Annotated in this window: 21 protein-coding genes and 2 pseudogenes; 11 read left to right on the top strand and 12 right to left on the bottom strand. The window is 57.0% G+C overall.

The window, feature by feature from the left end; translation table 11 throughout:
• Positions 1-322: 322 nt before the first annotated feature.
• Positions 323-517, bottom strand: coding sequence for a hypothetical protein (locus RLEG4DRAFT_RS09000; RefSeq protein WP_003577100.1), 195 nt, complete (start codon positions 515-517; stop codon positions 323-325).
• 162 nt (positions 518-679) lie between these two features.
• On the opposite strand from RLEG4DRAFT_RS09000, the gene ligD reads away from it, so the two are divergent.
• Entirely contained in the window at positions 680-1741 is a 1062-nt protein-coding gene (gene ligD, locus RLEG4DRAFT_RS09005) for a non-homologous end-joining DNA ligase (RefSeq protein ID WP_037093385.1), read from the top strand.
• 508 nt (positions 1742-2249) lie between these two features.
• On the opposite strand, the gene RLEG4DRAFT_RS09010 is transcribed toward ligD, so the two are convergent.
• The gene (locus RLEG4DRAFT_RS09010; RefSeq protein WP_003577103.1) at positions 2250-2645 is read right to left on the bottom strand and encodes a VOC family protein; all 396 of its coding nucleotides are present in this window, start codon (positions 2643-2645) and stop codon (positions 2250-2252) included.
• A 60-nt stretch (positions 2646-2705) separates the two neighbouring features.
• A complete protein-coding gene (locus RLEG4DRAFT_RS09015; protein ID WP_003577104.1) occupies positions 2706-3128 on the bottom strand; it encodes a tautomerase family protein in 423 nt (140 codons plus the stop codon).
• Between the two features lie 117 nt (positions 3129-3245).
• Between RLEG4DRAFT_RS09015 and RLEG4DRAFT_RS09020 the strand changes: the two genes are divergently transcribed.
• Entirely contained in the window at positions 3246-3845 is a 600-nt protein-coding gene (locus RLEG4DRAFT_RS09020; RefSeq protein WP_003577106.1) for a TetR/AcrR family transcriptional regulator, read from the top strand.
• 226 nt (positions 3846-4071) lie between these two features.
• Here the strand turns inward: RLEG4DRAFT_RS09020 and RLEG4DRAFT_RS09025 are convergent, their stop codons facing one another.
• The 4 genes from RLEG4DRAFT_RS09025 to RLEG4DRAFT_RS42490 form a co-directional block, all read right to left on the bottom strand.
• Positions 4072-5955 carry a methyl-accepting chemotaxis protein gene (locus RLEG4DRAFT_RS09025; RefSeq protein ID WP_003577108.1) on the bottom strand — a complete coding sequence of 628 codons (1884 nt, stop codon included), beginning with the start codon at positions 5953-5955 and terminating at the stop codon, positions 4072-4074.
• A 247-nt stretch (positions 5956-6202) separates the two neighbouring features.
• Positions 6203-6652 (bottom strand): MmcQ/YjbR family DNA-binding protein, encoded by a 450-nt coding sequence (locus tag RLEG4DRAFT_RS09030; RefSeq protein WP_210161325.1) that lies wholly within the window; start codon positions 6650-6652, stop codon positions 6203-6205.
• A gap of 258 nt (positions 6653-6910) precedes the next feature.
• Positions 6911-7075: a hypothetical protein gene (locus RLEG4DRAFT_RS59895; RefSeq protein ID WP_432416791.1), complete on the bottom strand. Its 165-nt coding sequence runs from the start codon at positions 7073-7075 to the stop codon at positions 6911-6913.
• A gap of 92 nt (positions 7076-7167) precedes the next feature.
• Positions 7168-7362 (bottom strand): hypothetical protein, encoded by a 195-nt coding sequence (locus tag RLEG4DRAFT_RS42490; protein WP_245277943.1) that lies wholly within the window; start codon positions 7360-7362, stop codon positions 7168-7170.
• A gap of 427 nt (positions 7363-7789) precedes the next feature.
• Here RLEG4DRAFT_RS42490 and RLEG4DRAFT_RS59900 point away from each other — a divergent pair.
• Positions 7790-7927, top strand: a pseudogene (locus RLEG4DRAFT_RS59900) (AraC family ligand binding domain-containing protein); the annotation flags it as partial.
• A gap of 145 nt (positions 7928-8072) precedes the next feature.
• Positions 8073-8585, top strand: a complete 513-nt coding sequence (locus tag RLEG4DRAFT_RS41115; protein WP_245277944.1) for a helix-turn-helix domain-containing protein — start codon at positions 8073-8075, stop codon at positions 8583-8585.
• A 170-nt stretch (positions 8586-8755) separates the two neighbouring features.
• On the opposite strand, the gene RLEG4DRAFT_RS59905 is transcribed toward RLEG4DRAFT_RS41115, so the two are convergent.
• Complete coding sequence (locus tag RLEG4DRAFT_RS59905; RefSeq protein WP_432416792.1) at positions 8756-8953, bottom strand: KUP/HAK/KT family potassium transporter; 198 nt, start codon at positions 8951-8953, stop codon at positions 8756-8758.
• Positions 8954-9065: 112 nt separating this feature from the next.
• Between RLEG4DRAFT_RS59905 and RLEG4DRAFT_RS09045 the strand changes: the two genes are divergently transcribed.
• From RLEG4DRAFT_RS09045 to RLEG4DRAFT_RS38095, 3 genes are all read left to right on the top strand, one after another.
• The gene (locus RLEG4DRAFT_RS09045; protein ID WP_003577113.1) at positions 9066-10886 is read left to right on the top strand and encodes a putative bifunctional diguanylate cyclase/phosphodiesterase; all 1821 of its coding nucleotides are present in this window, start codon (positions 9066-9068) and stop codon (positions 10884-10886) included.
• A gap of 88 nt (positions 10887-10974) precedes the next feature.
• Positions 10975-11937: an HD-GYP domain-containing protein gene (locus tag RLEG4DRAFT_RS09050; RefSeq protein WP_003577115.1), complete on the top strand. Its 963-nt coding sequence runs from the start codon at positions 10975-10977 to the stop codon at positions 11935-11937.
• Positions 11938-12347: 410 nt separating this feature from the next.
• Positions 12348-13940 (top strand): sensor histidine kinase, encoded by a 1593-nt coding sequence (locus RLEG4DRAFT_RS38095; RefSeq protein WP_051040891.1) that lies wholly within the window; start codon positions 12348-12350, stop codon positions 13938-13940.
• A gap of 239 nt (positions 13941-14179) precedes the next feature.
• On the opposite strand, the gene RLEG4DRAFT_RS59910 is transcribed toward RLEG4DRAFT_RS38095, so the two are convergent.
• Both RLEG4DRAFT_RS59910 and RLEG4DRAFT_RS09065 read right to left on the bottom strand, forming a co-directional pair.
• The gene (locus RLEG4DRAFT_RS59910; protein WP_085061888.1) at positions 14180-14368 is read right to left on the bottom strand and encodes a DUF982 domain-containing protein; all 189 of its coding nucleotides are present in this window, start codon (positions 14366-14368) and stop codon (positions 14180-14182) included.
• A 1124-nt stretch (positions 14369-15492) separates the two neighbouring features.
• Positions 15493-16725, bottom strand: a complete 1233-nt coding sequence (locus tag RLEG4DRAFT_RS09065; protein WP_003577119.1) for a serine hydrolase domain-containing protein — start codon at positions 16723-16725, stop codon at positions 15493-15495.
• Positions 16726-17331: 606 nt separating this feature from the next.
• On the opposite strand from RLEG4DRAFT_RS09065, the gene RLEG4DRAFT_RS09070 reads away from it, so the two are divergent.
• Entirely contained in the window at positions 17332-17526 is a 195-nt protein-coding gene (locus RLEG4DRAFT_RS09070) for a hypothetical protein (RefSeq protein WP_003577126.1), read from the top strand.
• Positions 17527-17627: 101 nt separating this feature from the next.
• Positions 17628-17852, top strand: a complete 225-nt coding sequence (locus tag RLEG4DRAFT_RS09075; protein WP_003577128.1) for a hypothetical protein — start codon at positions 17628-17630, stop codon at positions 17850-17852.
• Between the two features lie 101 nt (positions 17853-17953).
• Here the strand turns inward: RLEG4DRAFT_RS09075 and RLEG4DRAFT_RS42495 are convergent, their stop codons facing one another.
• Positions 17954-18265, bottom strand: coding sequence for a hypothetical protein (locus RLEG4DRAFT_RS42495; RefSeq protein WP_003577130.1), 312 nt, complete (start codon positions 18263-18265; stop codon positions 17954-17956).
• 686 nt (positions 18266-18951) lie between these two features.
• Between RLEG4DRAFT_RS42495 and RLEG4DRAFT_RS09085 the strand changes: the two genes are divergently transcribed.
• Both RLEG4DRAFT_RS09085 and RLEG4DRAFT_RS09090 read left to right on the top strand, forming a co-directional pair.
• Positions 18952-19146, top strand: a complete 195-nt coding sequence (locus RLEG4DRAFT_RS09085; protein ID WP_003577132.1) for a hypothetical protein — start codon at positions 18952-18954, stop codon at positions 19144-19146.
• A 106-nt stretch (positions 19147-19252) separates the two neighbouring features.
• A pseudogene (locus RLEG4DRAFT_RS09090) lies at positions 19253-19966 on the top strand (non-homologous end-joining DNA ligase); the annotation flags it as partial.
• A gap of 153 nt (positions 19967-20119) precedes the next feature.
• Here RLEG4DRAFT_RS09090 and RLEG4DRAFT_RS09095 read toward each other — a convergent pair.
• Positions 20120-21973 carry an adenylate/guanylate cyclase domain-containing protein gene (locus RLEG4DRAFT_RS09095; protein ID WP_003577134.1) on the bottom strand — a complete coding sequence of 618 codons (1854 nt, stop codon included), beginning with the start codon at positions 21971-21973 and terminating at the stop codon, positions 20120-20122.
• Positions 21974-22394 lie beyond the last annotated feature (421 nt).

Raw genomic sequence — 22394 nt, forward strand, 5'->3', positions numbered from 1 at the left:
TCCCAAATCCGTTTTGTGAAAAGGACGGTGAATTCGTCTTCGTCCAGCATCTGCAAAAAACAGAACCTCCGCAGCCGTCTTGTTGAGGATGGCGCAGAGTGCAGGGGGTGTGCAGGGGCCTGGCCCTCTGCGCGATCGGCAGTACATAACATCGATGAGTGACGATAGTTCCGGTACGCTTTCGTCCACAAAAAGGCCCGCGAGGTCGCGGCGAGTCAGCGTGCATGGGAAGGGGACGAGAGGCTGCGAGAAGTCGGCCTTGCCCGTCCTCGCGCGTTGAACATGCCGACGCGCGAGAAAAGTTCCGGGGCCGCAACTGCCGTCAGATTATCAGCCCCACCAAGGTGTCCTCGTCCTTCACTCCATGCTGAAACGATTGGATAATTCGGCTAGCCAGTTCCTCGCGGTCCCGGTCGGTGTTGAGTTGTTTTACCGAAATGACGTGATTGTAGACCCTCTGGCAGAGGGCGACCGCGGCGTCGTCCAGCGCGGTGTGTGATACATCCAACGGGAACATGATCAACCTCATTTCCCCCGGCCGATGTATGAGAGGAGTCGGAGAACGCCTCTTCAATTGCAAGAATGGTACACATGAGTGAGCTACGGCGCGTAGTGGCGGCGTGGGTCATAATCAATCTTGGTCAATTGCTATTTAAGGCATTGCTGATGAAGTTGTGGTATGACAAAGCCTCGCAAACCTTCACAGCCGCTGCTCGGTGACGTTGATGCACCAATCAGGAGCAAGGCGCGCCGCCGCCGAGATCCCGCTCAGCCGCACCTCCTCCTGGATCCTATGCCAGCGCGCATCGAACCGTGCCTGGCGCAGCTGAAGCCGCGTCCACCGAAAGGCCCGCGATGGGCCTTCGCGGTTAAATTGGATGGCTATCGAATTGTCGTTCACATCGAGCCGTCCCGCGTGCGTATCCTCACGCGCGGGGGCCATGACTGGACGCATCGTTTCCCTGCGATCAAACAGGCGGCCGCCTGGCTTCCCGTTGGCACGGCAATCCTCGACGGCGAGGCCGTGGTTCTCGACGAGCAGGGCCGGTCGGATTTCGGCCTGCTGCAGCAATCACTCGGCGGTCGCGGCGGCCAGTTGTCGAGTGACGCCATCTTCATGGCTTTCGATCTTCTATATTTCGACGGCCACGATCTCAGAAATTCCGAACTCGACATGCGCCGGCATCTGCTCGAGGATTTGGTGCCGGCCGGAGGGCAGGGCGATATCCGGCTTTCCGAGGAGATTGAGGCTGACGGCGATGCCCTTCTACGCATCGCCTGCGAACACGAGCTTGAAGGCATCATCGCGAAAGACCGCAACAGTTCGTATCGCAGCGGGCGCCTCGGCGACTGGCTGAAGATCAAATGCATCCAGAGTGATGGCTTTGTGATCGTCGGCTATGAGCAGTCGACCGCATCGTTCGGCGGCATCGGGCGGCTGCTGCTCGCCGCGCACAAAGGAAACGAGCTCGTGTATGTCGGGGGAGTGGGGACCGGCTTCGACGAACGTTCCGCCGTCGAGCTCCGGGAGCAAATGGACAAGCGGGTCATCGGCAAGCCCGCTGTCGACACCGGTAGGAAGCGAAATGCAGTCTTCATCCGTCCGGAGCTGGTTGCCGAAATCGAGTACCGAGCCTGGACCCATGTCGGGAAGCTGCGGCACGCCTCATATAAGGGGCTCCGGGATGCCGCCGATGAGGCGGAAATCTATGATATTCCTTTCAATGCTTCTCGGATGTAGGTGATGACTCCGGGATGGCGTGTAACCGCAAAGCTTGCCCGGCCGTATAGTTTTGCGCGAACTCTTCGTTTCCAAATTCACGTTCACTGTTCTTGCCGCATTCGGCTATTTACACAATCCATTTTCCATCGCGTTCGAAAACCCCCACTGAATTCGCGCTCATCGCCCAACCTTCTTAAAGCCTTCGGCCCGCTCTTCCGCCTGCCGAGATTGTACAAAAATGGGTGCACCGAGTCGTGTCGCCTTTCATGCTTGCGACGTGTGGAGAGAAAAGCATGGAATCCTCGATGCGAAGTCTTGCAGCCTCGGATGGAAAACCTTCCCGATTGCGAATCGGAACATTTTCTCGTGGTGCGTACAGCTTGCGAAGCGAGAAGACTGCAGCGGCGAAGGACGAACCGTAGAGCTTCCTGAAGTAGGGCTGTCCTACAAACGTGATGCAGCCTGGTCTCGTCATCAGCAAGAATACAGTGACCAGCATCGTCCAGTGCTTCCGCCCTGAAGACCCCTAAACTTTGCAGTCCAGCATCCATTGAACCCCATGCCGATCCGTGAGCTTGCCATAGTAGCTCCCCCATGGCTGCATCGCGAGTTGTGTCGTCACCTTGCCGCCGGCTGCAAGCTTCGCAAACAGGTCCTTGGTCTTACCGCGATCGTCCATGATGAGAATATGGGCCGAGCCTCTCATCGGCTCGGCGTCGTGATTGTCCGAGGCGAAGAACAGTACTCCCGGCCCCTCGAAACGCGCATGCATCACCTTGCCCTTCATTCCCTCGCTCGCGAGTGGAATGCCGTGATCTCCGTGACGCATCAGCGTCGTTATCCGGCCAAGGCCGCATTCGGTGTAGAAAGCAAGCGCAGCATCACACTGCGTGGTGAAGAATAGGTAGTTGGCCAGTTGCATAGAACAAGCTCCCATGGTCGCCGGGCCGAACGGCCCGGCCTTTCTCGATGTCCAATGCCGTTACGCAGCAGACCCGGTAATGGCGCTGACAAGGTCGGCGTTGTCATAGCTACGCCCGGCAATCCCCCATGCCCCCTCGGGTGCATAAACAATGTTCGACCAAATATGTTCGCGTCGGAGCCGCCCTCCTGCGGCTCGTTCGACCACGTCGGTTGCCTTCTCGACGAACATCCTCTTAGCTTCCGGCGTCGCCAGTGCGATCTCGGGCAGTTTCAGCTCGACGAACGCCGCCTCCGCTGGTTTTCCGGCCACTAGGACGTGTTCTTTGGGCAGGACGTTAATCGAGCCGACGACATTTGCCGTCATGAACGCATTTCCGTTGAGGCCAGATACTTCGAGGACGGTCTTCGTGAGCCCTGCAAATGCCTCCGCTTGCGCGGCAGGCGACAGCAGGCCTTCTGGTATGGTCAGTGTGATGGGCATGGTCTCTCCTTGTTTTACGCGTGTCCGGGTGCGATATGTACCGAACGCTCTCTATCAATAGAGAGCGAAAGCTCTTTATGCAATGATAAAGAGTGATTTCTCTTTATGAGGTTTCATATGCGTTACAGCGCCGAGCATAAGAAGCGTACCCAGGCTAAAGTCATCGCCGCAGCCGGCCAGGTGTTCCGCAAAGAAGGCTACGGCGGTGCCGGCATCGACGCGCTGACAAAGGCGGCCGGTGTGACGAACGGTGCCTTTTACGGGCATTTTCGATCAAAGAGCGAAGCCTTCCGCATTGTCGTCCTAGCCGGGCTGGAAGAGTTGCGGCTAGGAATTTCAACCCTTAAGGCCGAACAGCCGCAGGGCTGGCTGAAAAAGTTCGTCAACTACTATTTGGGATATAAGCGGACATGCAGTCTCGGCGAAAGTTGTGCGTTGCCGAGCTTGTCGGGCGATGTCATGCGCGCCGACAACGAAACCCGAAGCGCCTATACCGAAGAACTGCAGCATCTCATCGCCGAAATCGCTGCAGGCCTTCCAGAAGACGCGCCAATCGATCCTCAGGGAGATCCGCGGGATGATCGGGCCATTCTGTTACTCGCCCTACTTACCGGTGGTGCAACCCTCGCTCGGGCTGTATCGGACCCTGCGCTATCCGAGAAGATCGCGAGGCTTGTAACGACGGAGGCGCTGCATTGGGCCAGTCCAGAAGCATGAGGCAGCATGCCAATGAGTTGATGATATTCCAAAAGCCGCCGAGTCAAACGCCTCGAGCGTCATTCGCCCCAGCCGGACGGCGCCTGTCCGATCGGCAGTGGTCTGCGATGCCGATCAGATTGAACCACCGCTAAGCATATGTTGATCGTAGTCATCACCTCGCGCAACGCTCGTCCGCAATAAAGATTCTGGCAGCCTCTTCGGCACGCCAATGCTCATCAAGATGTCAACGTCGCTGCGCGGCAAGCCGGACGGTTGCACCAGCGGCAGGGGGAGCCATTGCTTTAGCCGCCGAGCGAAGAATCGCGGACTGGTTTGAGACGGCGTCATCGAGCCTGAACTGGCCTACGAGCTCGCGAAGCTTCTGGGCTTCCTGAGCAAGAGAGGTGGAAGCGGCCGTCGATTGTTCTACCATGGCCGCATTCTGTTGCGTTGTCTGATCCATCTGATTGACTGCAATGTTGACCTCGCTCAGGCCGACCGACTGCTCTTTGGCAGAGGTTGCGATCGCATCCATGTGCTGATTGATCTGCGTGATGAAGCCGCCGATGGTCGTGAGAGCTTGGCCGGTGTCACGCACGAGTTTGACACCGCTCTCCACCTCCTGCGAGGAGTTTTGAATGAGGCCCTTGATCTCCTTGGCCGCGCTGGCGGAACGCTGAGCAAGTTCTCGCACCTCCTGAGCAACGACGGCAAAACCCTTGCCTGCTTCGCCGGCTCTCGCCGCTTCCACGCCCGCGTTGAGGGCGAGAAGATTGGTCTGGAAGGCGATTTCATCGATGACGCTAATAATGTTGGAAATCTGTCGCGACGAGGTCTCGATGCGTTCCATTGCCTCTTCGGCGTGGGAAACCACTTCCGCGGACATCGCAGCGCTTCGGTTCGCCTCCGTGGCCACTCTACGGGTCTCTTCGGTGCGCTTGCTCGAGTTCGCCACGTTCGCGGTAATCTCTTCGAGTGCGGCGGCCGTCTCTTCAAGCGAGGCTGCCTGCTGCTCGGTGCGTTTGGAAAGATCACCCGCTCCCGAGGAGATTTCCCGGGTGCCATCGTCAATCGTGGTTATGCTGTTGGAAATCGACATCAGCGCTCCACCAAGCTGGGTGACGGACTGATTGAAGTCGTGGCGCAAGGCTTCGAAGTCGGGAGCGAACGCATCATCCAGCCGGAAGGCAAGATCGCCGGCAGCAAGCCGTCTCAAACCGGCTGCCAGACCCGATGTGGCAACGCGCAACCGCTCGGCGGCATCGGATTCGGCTTTTTCCTGGGCGGCGATGCGATCGGCCTCCGCCTGCTTCCGGCTTTCCTCCGCTTCCATCTCCATTCGCTTGTTTGTTATGGCGGCCTGGCGGAATATCTCGACCGCTCCAGCCATGGAACCGATTTCGTCGGCACGACCGGCAAACGGAATCTCGGAACTGGTGTCGCCCTCTGCTAACTGCCTCATCGAGGCTGTGATCTGGGTCACGGGGTTGGCAATGCCTGTCAGCACGAAGGAAATCGCACCGACGACGAGCAAGCCCGCGAGACCAATCGCGGCAAAGAGGTAGAACTTCACCGACGCGTAGGTCGTCCTGCTCACGTCGGCAGCCTGTTTGCTGCCGATAACATTCAATTCGACCAGGGATGTCGTCAGTTCTTTCAGCTTATCCGAGTAGGTCCGCATCTCTCCGCCGAGATATTGGCCGGCTTCTCCGATCTTGTTCGCGCGGGATAGGGCGAGAAGCTGCGGCCTGCTGGCGATGTAACTCTCGAAGTTCGCCCTTATTCCGTCGATCAACTGGCGTTCGCGGTCCGATGAGGCCAACGGAAGATAGGCGTCTATCGATTTGCGAACCGTATCCTCGGCGACGATAAGGGCCTCTTCGCGCGTTTTCTTGTCAGCTTCCGTCTGTGCGATAATGTGGTCGCGATAGGCGACGCGCAAATTCGCCATGTTGAGATTGATCACCCGGGATGCCTGTACGCTCGGCAACCAATTCGTGGCAATTTCTTCGGTGGAACCGTTTGTCTTGCTGAGACCATCGATCGCAAGATACGCGACGATGCCGAACAGAACCGCTACGCCGATGAAGATCAGCAGCAGGCTCGACTTTATGCTTGGACGACGCATTGAAAGACCCCCAACTTCCAGCGCTCCGCCGGATTTCCTAAGAAGGATGTACCACGGCTAATTTAATAAATTACTCATGTGTAACGCGACGTTTACCATGACAGCTGGCGCCGTTGACGTGTTCGGGGATGTCGCCCATGTTAGGGCTGGCTCAGGCGTGTGTCTCGGCTTCTTTGCCTCGCTGGCGCTGCTGATGGCAGTTGGTGCCTCTTACGAGGCAATTTCGCGCCACCGGGGGGCGGCCGTTTCAGACGGCCCCGCTGCCATCCGGCCTGTCGGATTTCCGTATCGTGTTAAGTACAAGACGGTACGAGCCCTTCACCAGATCGCTCACGACGCTGTCGGTGATCCCAGGGCCCGCACTGATCGATATCCAATGGTCTTTGTCGAGATAGCGCCCCGCCGTCACCGATTGGAAACGGTCGCTCAACGCGCTCCGCTGTTCCGGCTCGACCTTTACCGTGATGATCCGCTCATTGGGGTCGTCGGTCACGATAAGAAACACTTTGTCGCCGACCTTGTAGACGTCCAGCTTCTCAACGAAAGGGCGCCCGTGGCTAACGCCCGGCATGGACGCAGCGACCTTGCGGGCTAAGGGCTGTATTTGCCGGGAAGTCAACCGGCGTTGCTTCGAGCCGTCTGCAGCGTGCTTGCTTGATGGCAGCTTGGACCGTACCAAGCGATAGGACTCACGCACTTCATTGTCGACCAGTTCCTCGGTGACGCCTTCGCCCGCAGTGATCGATATCCAATGCCGCCTGTTCAGGTGATGGCCGGGCGAATATCCGTCCCCCCACCTTGTAAACCTGCCGGCCGGATGCGGATGCAGGCTCCGAAACGGCGTCGTGGAGCTGCTGGGCAGATTTGTGCGCGACGGCGATGAGTGATTTCGGGTCCATTTGCCCTTCTGGCAAATGCAGATCAGAGGTCCGATCTGGCAGGGGCGTATCAATCTTTAGACAACAGTATCAGGAAATTTCTTATCCATGGGGCGTATGAAGGACCAGGTAGAATGAATCACGCGCCACTCATCTTCTTCCTTCTGAAAAACCTCGACCACATTATACTCCATATCTATCAGATTTGTTTTTGAGAAAAGCTGATAGGTAAGAACCGCCATGTCTTTTACTGCCTGCACTCTTGGGGATTGAAAATCATAGTGCTCAGCGAACAACTTGCCATGGATAGAGCCTAGAAAATTTTTGATCGTCTCTAATCATCCACGCGCTCCGTAACCACCGCATCGAAATAAGTGAAGCTGCGCGTTGACCATAGCGTCTCGTATCCCGAAGTATCGCCCTTGAACCACTTATCAATAGCGGCCTTTTCCAGCCCGATAAGATGATCTGCTAGCACACGCTCCTCGCTGCTGTGGTCATGCTCGTAGGATTCTTGCGACTTAGACATAAGGCGTTCCTTTCAAAGTTACTCTTCGACAAGTCGAACCGCCGCGATAATCCGGTTCCGGGCCCACGGCTTCGATTTCCGGGAAGGGGATCCCTAGAAAGAGATGTCGACTGGACCAGGTCCTAACGACTGTCATTTTTACCTGCCCGAGATGAGGCTCAATGGCAATTATCGACTGATCGCTTGACTATAAAGGCGTAGAACGAGCAAACTGTGGTATAAATCGGACAGATTTAGCTGTAACTGCATAGGCGGCCGATACGGAGAGCGTCGCAAAATGGTCCAGCCTGGCAAGGTCGATATCCATCACCTGAGCTTTCACCCCGCAAAGCCCCATCCGTACGATCTCGAAGTCTTCAGCGTGTCCGACCTCAAGCGGCGGACAGCGGCCGCGGCCATGCGTTGGACCTATAGGTACGAGTTTTTCATGCTGATCTGCGTCACCCGTGGCGAATGCGTTCAGATCGTGGATTTCCAGCCTGTTTCGTGCAGTGCCGGGACCTTTCTGGTGCTGCGGCCAGGCCAGGCTCACAATTTCGGAAGCGACGAAGAGTGGGATGGGTGGATAATTCTATTTCGCCCCGAATTCCTCTTGCCGGCCGTTTCACTCTCCCGTGATCTGCGCCAGATGTTCGATCTCGAACGCCTGCCGGAACGTCTCACGCTGACTGAACGGCGAGCTCGATCGCGCGGCCCATTCGATTCTGCGGATGCGCGACGATTCATTGATCGGCGCCTCACCATCCAAGGGCGGCGGCTCTGCAAGCGAGCTCACGGCCAATGTTCAGGCCCTGCTGCGTTACCAGTTTTATGCCCTTGTAACCTGGTTGACCGTTATTCATGGCGAGCGGCGGACGCAAAATTTGGGGGATTCGACCGCCTTGCAACGCTTCAGGCGCTTTGAGAAACTGGTAGAGCAGCGCTTCGCCGAGTGGAACCAGCTCAGCGATTATGCGTCTGACCTCGGCTGCACCGAAAAAAGCCTGACCCGCGCCACCCATCTGGCAGTCGGCATGAGCGCGAAAGCGTTTATTTCGAAACGCATCAATCTCGAAGCCAAGCGCCTGCTCGCCCATACGGACCTGCCGGTTGGTATCATTGCGGAAAAACTGGGATTTCAGGAAGCTACCCATTTCAGCAAATTCTTCAAGCGTGAGGTGAGTTGCACTCCGAAAGAATTCCGAGCTCTAAACACTCACCTTGTTACTCGCGACACCGCGTAGGCCGGAGTGTCGAGCGGGCCAATTTCGACCATCGCTGCAAGAGGCACGGCGGGAGACGCAGGTAGCGCTGGTTTATCCAAGAGAAGGCGGCAGTGAGGGTGAGCAGTAGGGCGATGAGATCGAAGACGGACAAGAAGCGTTTCCCCAAGGTTCGCAGGTGCTGAATCGCGTCAGATCACCGTCTGAAGGCCAACTCCGACGACTCGGCCGATTGGAAGTCGGAAATAGTCTGTTGCATTTCCCGCGTTCTGGGCAAGCGCGATGAACAGTCGGTCCTGCCAGAATGCCATTCCACCCTTCTTCGAAGGACCGATGGTCCGAGATCCAATTTCACGACCATGATTTGATGGTCTACATAGCTCCTTCAAGACCGCCGAAGCCTCCCTTTTAAAGACCTGCCTTCGATCAAAGTCTAATCAAACGGATAACCTGATCTGAAAACCGGGCTGATAGGTTGAAGCTTCTTCGAGATAGAGCGCGATGATCCTTAAGTTGCAGAATGCCATACTTGAAATGATCGCCAAGGGCGAACCCTTGGGAATTACGATCGAGCAGCTCTGTCGCAAGGTCGAGAAGGTTGCTCCCAGGGTCACCGCGTCAGTGCAGAGGTTCGACGGCGGCCGTCTCCACGGCCTGGCAGGTCCCTCTCTGCCATCGCAATATCTAGCGGCGATCGACAATCTTGAAGTCGGCCCGCTGGTGGGCTCCTGCGGCACTGCTGCGTATCTCGGAGAAACGGTGGTCGTGACAGACATCGGGTCCGACCCTCGCTGGCATGATTTCAAAGCCTTGATCATGCCGCTTGGGTTCAAAGCCTGCTGGTCCAGTCCGATCAAGAGTGGCGAGCGCGTCGTCGGGACTTTCGCCTTCTACTATCGGGAGCGCACCGGCCCCAGCGCTGCCGAACAAGAGCTTGTCGACGCCTGTGTTCACCTGTGCTCGATCGCGATCGACCGGGAAGAAAGGGTGATGGAACGTCAGCGCCTGATCTATAGGGACGCTCTGACGGGTCTATCCAATCGCGCGCGCTTTGATCAGTTACTTACGAAAGATCTTTCGACATCTGGTCGCGCCTGGGGCATCTTGCTCGCCGACGTCGACAATCTGAAACTGGTGAACGATACCTTCGGTCACGCCGCGGGTGACGCGTTGATCAAGGTCGTCGCTGACCGAATTTCGGCCGTGGCCGGCGCGGAAAGCGCTTTCCGGCTCGGCGGAGATGAATTCGCAATCATTGTGTCTGGCGAAAAAGGTATCGATCTTAACGCCAAAGCTATGAAAATCCTGGAGGCTCTTTCACCTCCTTGTTCCTGCGACGGCCACGTCATTTTTCCCGCCGCGACGATCGGCGGTGCGCTTGCAGAGGAGAATCAAACTCCAGATGAGATCCGCCGCAACGCTGATGTCGCGTTGTATCACGCGAAGGAGCGCAGCCGCGGCCAGTTCGTGGAATTTTCTCCCGGCTTGGGCACGGCATTGATCCGGCGGTCCAGAGCAGTTCGGGATGTTGGAGTGGCACTCGCAGAGGATCGGATCGACCCCCACTACCAGCCGATCGTCCGCCTCGATACGCATGAGGTTGTCGGGTTCGAAGCGCTGTGCCGAATGACGACGGCATCCGGCGAACTAATCGCCGCTGCCCATTTTCGGGAAGCCACCAAAGACGCACATGTCGCAGCTGAATTGACACAGCGGATGTTTACGCGGGTTGCAAGCGACATTCGCCAATGGCTCGACAGTGGGCTTCCAGTGCAGCATGTTGGCATCAACCTCTCGGCCGCCGATTTTCGCGGTGGCAATTTACGAGACCGGCTTTGCCAGATCTTCGGCTGCGCTGACGTTCCTCTAAAGCACATCATTCTCGAAGTGACCGAATCCGTCTATCTTGGGCAACGGGACGACGTGGTGGCGAAGGAAATAAAAGCCCTTCGCTCGGAAGGGGTGCGGGTCGCCCTCGACGATTTTGGAACCGGTTACGCATCCCTGACCAACCTGCTGACTACCCCGGTCGACGTCATCAAAATTGATAAATCTTTTGTTGATCGGATGGTGCCAGGTGATGCAGGGTTGTTCATCGTTGATGGCCTTATGGGGATAGCCCGCAACCTCGGGATCCGGGTGGTTGCAGTGGGCATTGAGACGGAATCGCAAGTCCATCAGGTAAGCAAGCTCGGTTGCATCCTCGGTCAAGGATACCTGTTTTCCAAGGCCCTCGATCGCACCCTCGCCGCGCAAGTTCTAGAGCAGCGCGGACAGCGGCTCAGTGAAAGCAAACCGCCCGCGAAAGCCGTTGGACAATAGAAGTGGAGACTTGGTGCCATGCACAAAACGTTCAAGCTTTTCATTTAAGGCTAACGCTAACTACTGAAATCACTTTGAAGGCCAGGCGATGCGAAAGAGGATACAGGTTGGCCAACTTCGTGTGGGAATGTATGTCGAGGATTTGGAGGTTGGGGGAGAGCGCAATATTCGGCGGTTTCAGCCATTCCTGATTTCATCCGCCAGCGACCTCGAGCGACTTGCAGCGAGCCACGTTAGGACCGTTGTGATCGACGTCTTTAAAGGCGCCGACGTGGAGTCGAGCGTATCGACGCATCGCAACGGACGAGAGGCGTTCGAGGCTCACCTTCTCACTATTTTCTGTGCGAAGGACATTGACCGGGCGCGGCAATCTATCGAGGAGATCGGTCCACACATTCGGCACATGCTTTCCGACTCCCGGATCAAGGGGTGCTTTGACGGTGAAGTTGCGACCTCTGCGGTGGAGCAGATCATGTCTGCCGCCTTGGACAATGCAGGTGCGTTGATTGCGGTCTCAAGGCTCAAGGAGAAAGACGAAACAACCTTCCTCCACTCGCTTGCCGTGAGCGCTTTGATGGTCACTTTCGCGCGTGGCCTCGGGCATCGAGAGGAGGACGTCAAACTCCTGGGACTGGGCGGACTAGTTCACGACTTGGGCAAGATGGCCCTCCCGGATGACATCTTGACGAACACGGGGAGACTTTCGGCCGAGGAGATGGAGCTCGTTCGAACGCACCCTCAGCGAAGTTTTGAGATGATTTCAGCAACTGGCCAGTTCCCCCCGGAAGTGCTCGATATTTGCCGCTTTCATCACGAGAAATACGATGGCTCTGGGTATCCCGACGGTCGGTTAGGAAAAACCATTCCCTATGCAGCTCGGCTTGCGTCCATTTGCGATGTCTATGAAGCTTTGACGACCATCAGACCTTACAAGCGTGCGTTTTCTCAGTCTGAAGCCATTGATATCATGATGAACTCGCCGGGCCACTTCGACAGCGTGCTGCTCTCAAAGTTCGTTTCGAAAATGGTGATTGGCGGCACGATCCGTTAGGGACGGCTCCGGTCCTGGACAGACAAGTTCCGGCTAGCCGTGCGACGAAGGCCTACTTCCACGTCGATATTGCCGAGGTGCAGACGGCCGAGGGAAACTCTATCTTCGTGGCTGAGAGGATAATGTATCCGTCTGGTTCCTGTACGCTTTCGGACAGATCATAGGGTCGGAAAGGGGATGTCAGGTGAGCTGATCGGCACCCTATTAGGGACGGTGATAGGCTACGGGCCAATATGAAATGACCTGGTTGTAGACTAACTGGCAGAAGGCGACGTCAATTTGTCCAACAAAGGAGGGTCTCAAAGGCGACGGAATCTTAAATACTACGCCTTAAGATTTGCGGCTGCCAGTTGGCCTTGTATCAACCGCATGGAAGAAAGAATTGGTGGATGCCCGAAACTACTCGCCGAATGGAAGAATTTGCCGCAGCAAAGTCCTTCAGCGAGGGGCGCGACCATACCGCTGACGGAAATCTGAGCGAAAAACTGAGCAGCATGGAAGCGGCACTGGATCGGGATCCCGAAGGCGTTTCTATATTCAACCGGGTGGGTCGGCTAGACTACGTCAATCCGTCTTTCTGCACGATTTATGAAATTTGCTCGGCCCGAGACATAGTTGGGCTGTCGGTCAAAGAATTGGAGACGCTGGTGGCGCGGGCACATCTGAGCCAGAGCCGGCCACAATGCCTTTTCGCTCCGTCGTCCGAAAGCCGCCAAAGCAAAAACCCTGAGCGCATGTCGATAATCCTCCAGTCGGGTCGGGGCGTAAAGATCTGCCACTATCCCTTTGAGAGAGGTGGATGGATTTCCCGACACGTCCTGGACGATGAAATGAAATCCAGAAACAAGCCAACCGAAGAGCTCATTTCGCTTCAAGCCCTCATAGATCAGCTGCCTGATTATCTATGGGTAAAGGACACCTTCAGCCGCTTCGTGGTTGCCAATCTAGCCCTCGCCCTGGATTGTGGCCGTCAGCGGTCCAGCGACTTGATAGGGTTGACGGACTTCGACTTGCATGAGGCTCACAAAGCGGCACATTTCAAATTGAAGGAAGAGGAAATTCTTCGCACCGGTACGCCGATGCTGGACGAGGAAGAGGCCATCGTCGACGCATGCGGCCAGGAAAAATGGCTCTCCTCAAGCAAAATACCACTGCGAAATGGTTCAGGCGACATTGCCGGCCTCATCGGCGTTGCGCGTGACATCACAGCACGAAAAAAGGCCGAAGAATTGCGGCAAAAAGCGAAGGACCTCGAAGAAAATTCGCAACAGCTGGAGAAAGCGCTCGATCAGGAGCGGCGCGCCAGCGCGCTGCAGAGGCAGTTTGTCTCGATGGCAAGTCACGAGTTCCGGACCCCGCTTGCAATAATTGACGGCGCCGCGCAGCGGCTTGTGAGACGTAGCGGAGAGCTTTCGTCGGATTTCGTCGCGGAAAAGTGTCAGCACATCCGCCGGGCGGTCAACCGGATGGTCGAGTTGATGGAAAGCATTCTGTCAGTCGGGAGGTTGGAATCCGGAACAATCGGGATAAAGTTCGAAGAACTTCCGCTAAGGGATCTGGTCTCCCTTTGCTGCAAGCGGCAGCAGGAACTGGCTGAGAACCACCGCATCTCGACGGAATTCGGGGAATTGCCGAAGATGATCGTGGGAGATCGGTCTGCGCTCGAACAGGTGATCACCAATCTGCTGTCGAATGCAGTCAAATATTCACCCACCTCACCGCAAATCGACATTCGATGCTGGCAAGAAGGCAATTGTGTTCATGTCGCTGTGCAAGATTACGGGATAGGCATCGATCAGGATGATCTGCCGAAAATGTTCGAACGGTATTTTCGAGCGAGGACATCCACCGGAATAGCAGGCACTGGCATCGGTCTCACTCTAGTCAAGCAAATCGTCGAACTCCACGGTGGCCGAATAAGCGTCGTAAGCCACAGGGGAGAAGGCTCCAGGTTTACGGTTTCCTTGCCGATCGGTGGGCCAGAAAATATATCCTCGTGCTAGACCGGCATCCGGAACAGGAACGCCGCCATCGGTTTTGAAGAAATTCCGCCGTTGTTCCTCCTTGCTGATGCTCGGGCATGATCTCGAAACTTGTGTGGGGTTGGCGGTGTCACCCGGACCCCGCGGCTGAGAGCCGCATATCTCGATCGGCTCGATTATACCGGCGGCTACGTGTCACTCGGAATGGGCAGTGCCGGTCGAGTAGGAGACTTCGAGCTTTCTTTCAACGCCGACAAGAACTACTGCCGAGCGCTTTCGTCTGAAACATGTCCGTCATCGACCCCTTCGCAGGCTTCAAAGGCCGCGATGTAAGCCTTTCCGTCAGATACTGGCCAACGGGCCGACAGGAGATCGAACGCCTGTTCTGCCGATCTTACGGTGAGCGACTTTCGCAGGTGCAAAAAACGACACTCGTCCACAAGACACATGCTCCATCGCTGGCGTGAAACCCGCCAAACGGAGCGCCCGCTATCCCCCAATTTGAGTCTACGACGAAGGGTCCTCGCGCTTATTTTCAATCATTCGGAGGTCCAGTGCCTGTCGCAACTGGCACGCTGACAGGTCTGTGTTTGCACTTAAAAGATCAACGGCGGCAGCGTATGCGGCTTGCGCGCAATCCCCGCCTGCGTCGAGGGAGTTCGCGCCGCACCAGTCGGCTATTACCTTCGCGAGCATCTCTATGTGCCGCTCGGAGAGTTCCGGAAGATTTAGGAGGTTTAGAGACATTATCGTGGCTCACCTGAGGCAAGAGCACGTCTGATCTCCCAATCGGCCTCGCCCTGCTAAGATCGCCGTCCGGAGTATTCTACGCTTATATTGCGCGATGGTATGATGGTCCGCATTGAGCCGAGGTCGGAGTGGCAGCGACCAATCGTATCAGTCCAACGGCTGCGTTACTGCTGAAAATCAACTGCCCCCGAATATGGCCGACAGTACCCTTCCTGGTGTCGCCGCTTCACAACCCCGACCAGCTACGTCATGGCACCGAATTTCTGAAAGGCCGATCACCGTGCCAGCGACTTTCCAGAGAGCAGTTGCCAGATGCGGCGCATCTTCTGGAGCCGTGAGGAAATCCGTTCCTTTGCGGGAGGAACCAACATGCCGTTGCGGAAATCGGCCCAGGCCTGGGCTTCCAGCCTCGTTTTTCGGTCGAACCTTCCCCGTCGACGAGTTGACTGCCGGTCTGATGATCGATGACCGACCACATTCCGTTTTCGAGTGCTTGTATCTCGTAGCGCTGCATACTGAATCCATCGTGCGGGAGCGTAACATCAACCTGAAATCCCTTAGAAATCAACGCGACCGACGCGTCGCTTCACATATACTTTGGTGAGATGGTGAACCCCGGGTTACCCCGAGCAGGAACACAGGAATACCTTCCGCATATGTCGCGACGGTCGAGAGGTTCGCTAGCAGCGAAGGTGCGGGCCCACGCGGCCTCTCGATGAACCTTCAGAAATGCTCGCGCATCCTCTGGATACATCTCTCGAACCGATGCCGCCTTCTGTTGCCCTTCCATGCTCCGTCAACTCCGAGGCTGGCGTCCACCTCTTCACGCCCCGGTCAACGCACCATAGACGAGTGCGCGCAGCTCTTTGCGCACAGGAATGGCGTGTGAAGGCAGCAGTTGCGTGAAGAGAATGACAACCATGTCGTCGACCGGGCTCACCCAGAAGAAGGTGCCTGCCGCGCCGCCCCAGCCATAGTCTCCCACCTGCGCCGAAATTTGTGCCTTGGCCGGATCAAGGACGACAGAGCCCAACAGACCGAACCCGACGCCATCAAACTGGGTTTCGGCCCAAACTTCGGCTGCGAGCGAGGCAAGATCGCCCGGCAGGTGATTGCACGCCGCCAATCTCAAAGTGCGGGGACTGAGGATGCGTTCGCCGTTGAGTTCACCTCCAGCCCGCAGCATTTCGGCGAACCGCCAATAGTCGTCGATGGTTCCGACGAGCCCGCCGCCGCCGCAGAACGTGTCAACCTTGCCTTGCCGCCACTCCGAAACCTCGGGCGCTTCGTGCAAAGCCATTCCGCCAGCCATGGCCTCATAGAGCGGGGGAAAACGGCTGATCCCAGACCCTGGCACAGAGAAGCCGGTGTCGGTCATGCCGAGGGGCTCGAAGATGCGAGTCGCGAAGTACTTGTCGAGCGTCATTCCGGAAACGACTTCAACGATGCGCCCGATGACATCTAACCCGGTGCTGTATTGCCATTTCGTGCCCGGCTCCCATTCCAATGGCAGCTCGGCGATCCTGCGCACCATCTTGTCCAGCCCACCGTAGGCAAGTGCGAGGCCGAGTTTTTCTTTGGCATAAGCTTCGCCGAGTATTCCGGGGTTCGTAAAAAGGCTTAGGCCAGATGTGTGGGTCAGCAGATGACGGATCGTCATCTTCGTTTTGACGGGCACCGTTTGGTCGAGCGACTTTGCGTCCGGTATCAGAAGTTGCCTATTTTTGAATTCCGGCAGGTAAGCTTCTACCGGATCGTCGAGATGCACGCGCGCCTCCTCGTACAGCATCATCAGCGCTACGGCAGTGACAGGCTTGGTCATCGAGTAGATGCGGCCGATGAGGTCGCGATGCCAAGGCCGCTTGGCTTCGACGTCGGCGTGCCCGGCGCAGTCGAAAAAGGCGAGTTCTCCATGACGCGCGATGAGCACCGCACCCCCCGGCCAGCGCCCGGTGTCGGCATATCGCTGCATCCACAGCTTCAGTCGCGCCAGCCGCGCCTTGTCGAAGCCGAGGTGCCCAGGGTCACGAACTGGTTCGCTACCAAGTTGACTCATCGCGCATGTCCTGTCGCAGGCGAAGGTACTTTGGACAATCCTGCGCTTTCCCCGCATTATTGCAATAGTTGCCTGCGTGTAGCGAGTTCGTTGGGCTCCATTTTGGTTCCCCTTCCTTTTATCCTGTCGAGGTTGGGACACAGGAACGCATGAAGTGTCTTAGGAGTATCGCAACCGCTTCGGCGCTCGGACGGCGCTCGCTCGGCGGTTATTTCGTGCGCAGTTTGTGTGCGGTAAAGCCTCGAAGGACCGTCGATGAAGGGAGTCGGAGGAACGTACATCATTTGTTACTTCGCACCTGCGGTAATTGTCATACGATTCAAATGCTAAATAATCACAAAAATCAGTTGCTTACTCGAGGTTTCTCGACTACGTTTTTTCACAGGGGAACTCCGAAATAACCGGCTCTCGCCGATACTCTGTGGTCTTTGACCTCGCTTGAGGGGAGGATGATGACGTTGTTTGTCCGACTTCGTTTCTTCGTGCAGCGAGTGCGTGATCTCGTCTCGATCCGATACCGACCTACGCCGGCAATCTGACGCGTCGTAAACCCTTTGTTCCACTTTTCTAAGATGGTGCTCCCGTGTAGCGCGTCCGAGGTTTGTTATGCAAAAGCAAGCTGTCGTATTCAATGGTCAGGAAGTCGGGATCGCGGTCCCTGTCGAAAACCGCCTCAAATTCATCGCTGTCCGCTTCAATGTCATCGACCTGGACAACAGGCTCTTCGACACGGTGACCGAAATCCGGCGCGCCATTACAGAGCATCTCGCGTCCAGCGGTCGTGCGATCACCTCGCACTGAATGGCAGGAGATATTCTTCAACGTCACGGCACAACTGGGATTGCAGGCTGTCGTATGAAACCTGCAAAGCTGCCGCGTTTCAACTTGTGGGGAGATGAGGAATGCTGGTCACGAGCGTCCAAGAAACCGAATTGGCCGTGCTCTCGCTGTCCGTTCAATCTTGGTATAGGCACTACAAGGCCAAACCGGACGACAAGACATCGGAAATAATCTGCAGCACGGCAGTCGACCTTTTCAATCGCGGCCATCGTACCCAGGAGGAACTCACCAGCATATTAATCGCGCGGTTCCCCCTGACCGCCCAGCGATCACTTGCTAAACCCTAAGCAAACCGTCTCCTGTACGTTGGGCGGCCATCAATCGCGCAGTTGGTCGTTCGCCCAACGATTGCTGGATTGATCATACACCTTCGTGCGCCGGGCTGTCGCTATTCCTCCTGGAGTTGCCAACCCGATTTTGGTTTGGGCCACCCCTTCTTTGCTGCCCGGAAATCGGCCTCTATTTCGGCTTTCGCCTTCGCTGCCGTAAGGCCACTTGCCCAGACGGTTATGCGCATTCGGCCCGCTCTGAAAACGAAGCGGCGCTCGGTGGCGTTCTTGCCGGCGCTATATCCTGCGCGAAAGCAAGCGCGTGCAGCCGACGAGGAAACGCTGTCACGGAAGGACCCTGGTTGCGACCGCCACCAGTCGTTAAATGCTACTTCGAAGGCCACAGTTTTGAGTTGATCACGGTCAAACATATCAATCTCGCTCGTAGCTCGGCCGCCCCAGATCACGAGATGACCGCGAACAAAAAAAGAAGCCCCGCTGGCTAAACTGACCCCCGAAATTTGGACACCCAACTTCGGGGGTTTTGCATGTCCAAATACAGCAGCGCATTCAAGCGAGAAGTCATTGAGTATTACGGCAATGGTGAGCGTAGCTACCGGGAGGTAGGTCTGCGCTTCGGGCCCCAAATCACGCCAGAAAAAGCCACCTCTCAGGGTCGCCGATCCGAAATATATCGTATTGCCGTATCAGGTCGAAATGATTTCCTCAAACGCGACAGGCGGTCAGTGCATAGGTGCTTACTGGCCGCCCGTCGGTGGGACCAATGACGGGACATTGCCCTTCCTGAACATTGAGTTTCTAGGGCACAAATCGTATGCCGCGCGGACTACCTCAGCAAAAATAGCCCCGTCGAAACGGGGCAATTGAATGGAAAGGGTGAGACCGCGCGTGGGGTGGGCGGTGGTAAGAGCCCGGCGCGCACGGGTCTCTTTCGCGCGCGGTCCCGACGCATTAACGATAGAGAATCCGTCGGGTTCCTGTACGCTTTCGGACCGGAATGGACGGTAGTTGGAATTTTGCATCAAAGCCGAATGGCCCTTGCAACTATCGGTCACTTTTCTCGTTCAACGCCCGAAGACTTTAAGAGGACGACGAGATGAGGCTGGTGCCGTTCCACTATGCGGGTTCAAATGACTCCCTTATCTTCATCAACCCGGAACACGTCATCGCCGTCCGGTCGTTCCCCGGCAGCACCCACATCTATGTTTCTGTGCTTCAGAAAGACGGAGGACCGAGTTATTACCCCGTCAGGGAGTCGATCGATGATGTTGTTAAGAAACTGGCCAGCTAGGGCACGGCTCGTTCTCGCTTTGAAGCCCTGGCTCAACAAAATTCCTGGCCGCTTCTAATGAATTTGGGCAAATTGCTTTTTCGAGCGCCGCTGCTGAAGTGTCGGCATGACAAAGCTGCCTCGCAAACCTGCCGTGCCGCTACTCGGTGAAGCCGACGCGCCGCTCCGCAGCAAGGCGCGATCCCGCCCAGCCGCAGGCCTCCCTTGATCCCATGCCGGATCGCATCGATCCGTGCCTTGCACTGCTCAAGCCTCGGCCGCCCAAAGGTCCGCAATGGGCTTTCGAGGTGAAATGGGAGGCTACCGCCTGACCGTCCACATCGAACAATCCTGCATCCGCATCCTGACGCGCCGCGGCCATGACTGGACGGACCGCTTCCCGGCGATCTCCGCCGAGGCGAGGCGGCTTGCTGTGTCAACCGCGATACTGGATGGCGAAGCCGTTTTGCTCGATGCGCAGGGCCGGTCCGATTTCGGCATGCTTCAGCAGTCGCTCGGCGGCCGCGGCGGCACCAGGTCATCATGAGATGCGATCCTGATGGCCTTCGACCTCCTCTATTTCGACGGACACGACATCAGGGCGACAGAGCTCACCGCGCGGCGCCATCCGCTCGAAGGAATGGTACCCGCCGGAGGCGAAGATGTTATCCGGCTGTCAGAAGAGGTCGAGGCCGACGGTGACAGGCTCTTGCGCATTGCTTGCGAACATGGGCTCGAAGGCATCATCGCGAAAGACCGCAACAGTCCGTATCGCAGCGGGCGCCTCGGCGACTGGGTGAAGATCAAATGCATCCAGAGTGATGGCTTTGCGATCGTCGGCGGGCTGGTCGCGTGGGGCGGAAACTATCGCCGCTCGCTCCACGAGCCGGCCAGGATGGATCCCCGGCTCTCGAGTTAGTCTGGGAGGTGTATGAGCGCAAAGGATCAACTCAAGCAGATGCCCGAACACCTCGACTAGCATGGCATGACGGGTTTATTGCTGCGGAAGGCCGGCGCGCGCGAGGTCTGCCGCGGCTTGATCCATAATCGAAGGATCTCGGAAGTTCCAGGTCTGCCGCCACGATTTGATTGTCGCAGTCGGAGCTGCCTTGAGCATCTTCCCGACGGCAGCTCGGGCGTCTGCCTCGCGTCCAAGACGCACATAGGCGATGGCTAGTTGCAATGGTGCGTCGGCGAAATCTGTTGTCTTTAGAACCTCAACTGCGTCCTCGTTTTTGCCAAGCACGATGTAGATGAAACCTCGCACATAGTTGAAAAACCAAGATAGCGCAGGGTCCCGCGCGGCTGCAGCGTCGGTCAGCTCCAGCGCCTTTTCGGGTTGACCGGCTTGTAGAAAGATACTTCCTGCGTCCGTAAGCGTGAACGCATTATAGGGCGCCGCCGTGATGGCCTTGTTCATTGCCGCAACGGCGCCATCATGGTCTCTATTCAGGGTCAGGAGCCAAGCGTTGAGCCAATTTGCCAGTCTCGCTACTTGCGGGCTCAGATTCTTGTCTGCGAGGACCTGATCAACCAGTCGCTTCGCCTCCCGAAGATCTCCCTGCGTGTCAGAACTGTAGAGCAGCGCAGCGTTCAACCAGTGAGACCACCCCAATTCGACGGTCAAAAGAGGGGAGCCAGGGAAGGACTGCAGGCCCTGTCGTGAAATCTCACCTGATCGTTCCATACCTTCCTTCGTGTAGAGGTTCAATTGGCTTTCTGCCCGCAAGTAGTAGTCGTATTCAGCGAGGTTGGTGCTATCCTTACCCCAGGCCCGGCTGTAGTCCGCTTTGCGAATGGCTCCGAATTCGCCCGTCATCGCCCCCACGATCTTGCCGGTCAACTCATCCTGAAGCGCCCATGGGTCGGTTCCGGCCTTGTCGAAGTGGTCCGCCCAGACATTGTCCCCCGTTTTGCTGTTGATAAGCTGTGCAACGATGCGCACCCTATCGCCCTCCTTGCGCACGCTGCCCTCGACGACATAGCCGACGCCCAGCTCCTTGCCGATCTGGCGGATGTCGCCTTGCTGGCCCTCGTACGCAAACGACGAAGTTCGCGAGACGACCGAAATGTCAGAAAAGCGCGAGAGGATGGCGATGACGTCGTTCGCTAGCCCTTCTCCCATGTACCCCAGGCTCTTGTCGGCACTGAGATCAGCGAAGGGCAATACGGCGACAGAAGGAATCGTACCGGAGCCTGCAGGAGAGGTCATGGTCAGCGCATTCTGTAACGCCATCCATGCGGCCACCAAGGCGACGATGGTTGCCGCGGCCCCAATGGCCCACCATCGTCGGCCGATCCTGCGCTTGTGCCGAATACGTCGGCGTGGCGCGGCGTCGATGCGCACCTGGTAGACATCGACAAGCTCTTCAATGTTCTTGACCTTCTGCCGTCCAACGGAGTCGAAGGTAAATGCGAGCTTGTTCTCGACCTCCTTCGCCACCTTGCCAGAAACGGAGATCCCGCCCGGTGGCGCGAGTTGCTCCAGCCTCGCAGCGACATTCACTCCTTCACCATAGCGGTCGTCACCGTCGACGATCACTTCGCCGATGTTGATCCCGATGCGGACGTTGAAGCGGTCGTCCTCAGGGACAGAGGCGTTGCGCTCGGTCATTCCGCGCTGCAGAGACACGGCACATTCGACGGCGTCGACCACGCTGCCGAACTCCGCGAGGAGGCCGTCGCCCATGAGCTTGAAGATGCGCCCATGATGCCGCGCAATCTCGGGTTCAAAAAGCTCCGTGCGCCGCGCTCGAAGACGGTCGAAGGTGCCCGCCTCGTCTTGCTCCATAAGTGCGGAGTATCCGACCACGTCGGCGGCTAGAATTGCAGATAATCTGCGCTCCATGTCTTAGTCCCCCGACATGAATTCTCCCCAGCCATTATACATGATTTTTCCGTGTGTTTCATGGATGTCTAATAAACATCCATTTGAGCATTCGACCCAGGGGCGATAGGTGGAGCATCGATCATACGTAGGCATGGAACCACCATCGAACGCTGTTCTCGCGACAGGGCGGAGTCGTTGAAATTGGTCTTCCGCCTTCACCGCCTCCTCCTCCTCTCTTCATTCGTCCACGGCGCCGCGGTCGAGCAGATCTTCCACAATCCGTGGGTCGAATATGTGAAAGGTGATCCGTCTCGCTCGACCTTGTTCCCGCGCTCGGAAGACGTCTGTCTCCAACCAACGATTCCTTCTGCTCTAATCGTCAGGATTTCCTCAATCTCGCGAGGAATGATCGGAAGGTCTGCGATGTCTTCCAGTGCCG

Source organism: Rhizobium leguminosarum bv. trifolii WSM2297, assembly GCF_000271845.1.

What these genes read in the sequence shown, in the direction of transcription:
- RLEG4DRAFT_RS42495 (WP_003577130.1), bottom strand. Translation starts at nt 18,265, where the DNA reads ATGTTTGACCGTGATCAACTCAAAACTGTGGCCTTCGAAGTAGCATTT.
- RLEG4DRAFT_RS09020 (WP_003577106.1), top strand. Translation starts at nt 3,246, where the DNA reads ATGCGTTACAGCGCCGAGCATAAGAAGCGTACCCAGGCTAAAGTCATC.
- RLEG4DRAFT_RS09075 (WP_003577128.1), top strand. Translation starts at nt 17,628, where the DNA reads ATGCTGGTCACGAGCGTCCAAGAAACCGAATTGGCCGTGCTCTCGCTG.
- RLEG4DRAFT_RS09000 (WP_003577100.1), bottom strand. Translation starts at nt 517, where the DNA reads ATGTTCCCGTTGGATGTATCACACACCGCGCTGGACGACGCCGCGGTC.
- RLEG4DRAFT_RS09045 (WP_003577113.1), top strand. Translation starts at nt 9,066, where the DNA reads ATGATCCTTAAGTTGCAGAATGCCATACTTGAAATGATCGCCAAGGGC.
- RLEG4DRAFT_RS59895 (WP_432416791.1), bottom strand. Translation starts at nt 7,075, where the DNA reads ATGGCGGTTCTTACCTATCAGCTTTTCTCAAAAACAAATCTGATAGAT.
- RLEG4DRAFT_RS42490 (WP_245277943.1), bottom strand. Translation starts at nt 7,362, where the DNA reads ATGTCTAAGTCGCAAGAATCCTACGAGCATGACCACAGCAGCGAGGAG.
- ligD (WP_037093385.1), top strand. Translation starts at nt 680, where the DNA reads ATGACAAAGCCTCGCAAACCTTCACAGCCGCTGCTCGGTGACGTTGAT.
- RLEG4DRAFT_RS09065 (WP_003577119.1), bottom strand. Translation starts at nt 16,725, where the DNA reads ATGAGTCAACTTGGTAGCGAACCAGTTCGTGACCCTGGGCACCTCGGC.
- RLEG4DRAFT_RS09070 (WP_003577126.1), top strand. Translation starts at nt 17,332, where the DNA reads ATGCAAAAGCAAGCTGTCGTATTCAATGGTCAGGAAGTCGGGATCGCG.
- RLEG4DRAFT_RS38095 (WP_051040891.1), top strand. Translation starts at nt 12,348, where the DNA reads ATGGAAGAATTTGCCGCAGCAAAGTCCTTCAGCGAGGGGCGCGACCAT.
- RLEG4DRAFT_RS09025 (WP_003577108.1), bottom strand. Translation starts at nt 5,955, where the DNA reads ATGCGTCGTCCAAGCATAAAGTCGAGCCTGCTGCTGATCTTCATCGGC.
- RLEG4DRAFT_RS09050 (WP_003577115.1), top strand. Translation starts at nt 10,975, where the DNA reads ATGCGAAAGAGGATACAGGTTGGCCAACTTCGTGTGGGAATGTATGTC.
- RLEG4DRAFT_RS09095 (WP_003577134.1), bottom strand. Translation starts at nt 21,973, where the DNA reads ATGGAGCGCAGATTATCTGCAATTCTAGCCGCCGACGTGGTCGGATAC.
- RLEG4DRAFT_RS41115 (WP_245277944.1), top strand. Translation starts at nt 8,073, where the DNA reads ATGCGCGACGATTCATTGATCGGCGCCTCACCATCCAAGGGCGGCGGC.
- RLEG4DRAFT_RS09015 (WP_003577104.1), bottom strand. Translation starts at nt 3,128, where the DNA reads ATGCCCATCACACTGACCATACCAGAAGGCCTGCTGTCGCCTGCCGCG.
- RLEG4DRAFT_RS59910 (WP_085061888.1), bottom strand. Translation starts at nt 14,368, where the DNA reads ATGTGTCTTGTGGACGAGTGTCGTTTTTTGCACCTGCGAAAGTCGCTC.
- RLEG4DRAFT_RS09010 (WP_003577103.1), bottom strand. Translation starts at nt 2,645, where the DNA reads ATGCAACTGGCCAACTACCTATTCTTCACCACGCAGTGTGATGCTGCG.
- RLEG4DRAFT_RS09085 (WP_003577132.1), top strand. Translation starts at nt 18,952, where the DNA reads ATGAGGCTGGTGCCGTTCCACTATGCGGGTTCAAATGACTCCCTTATC.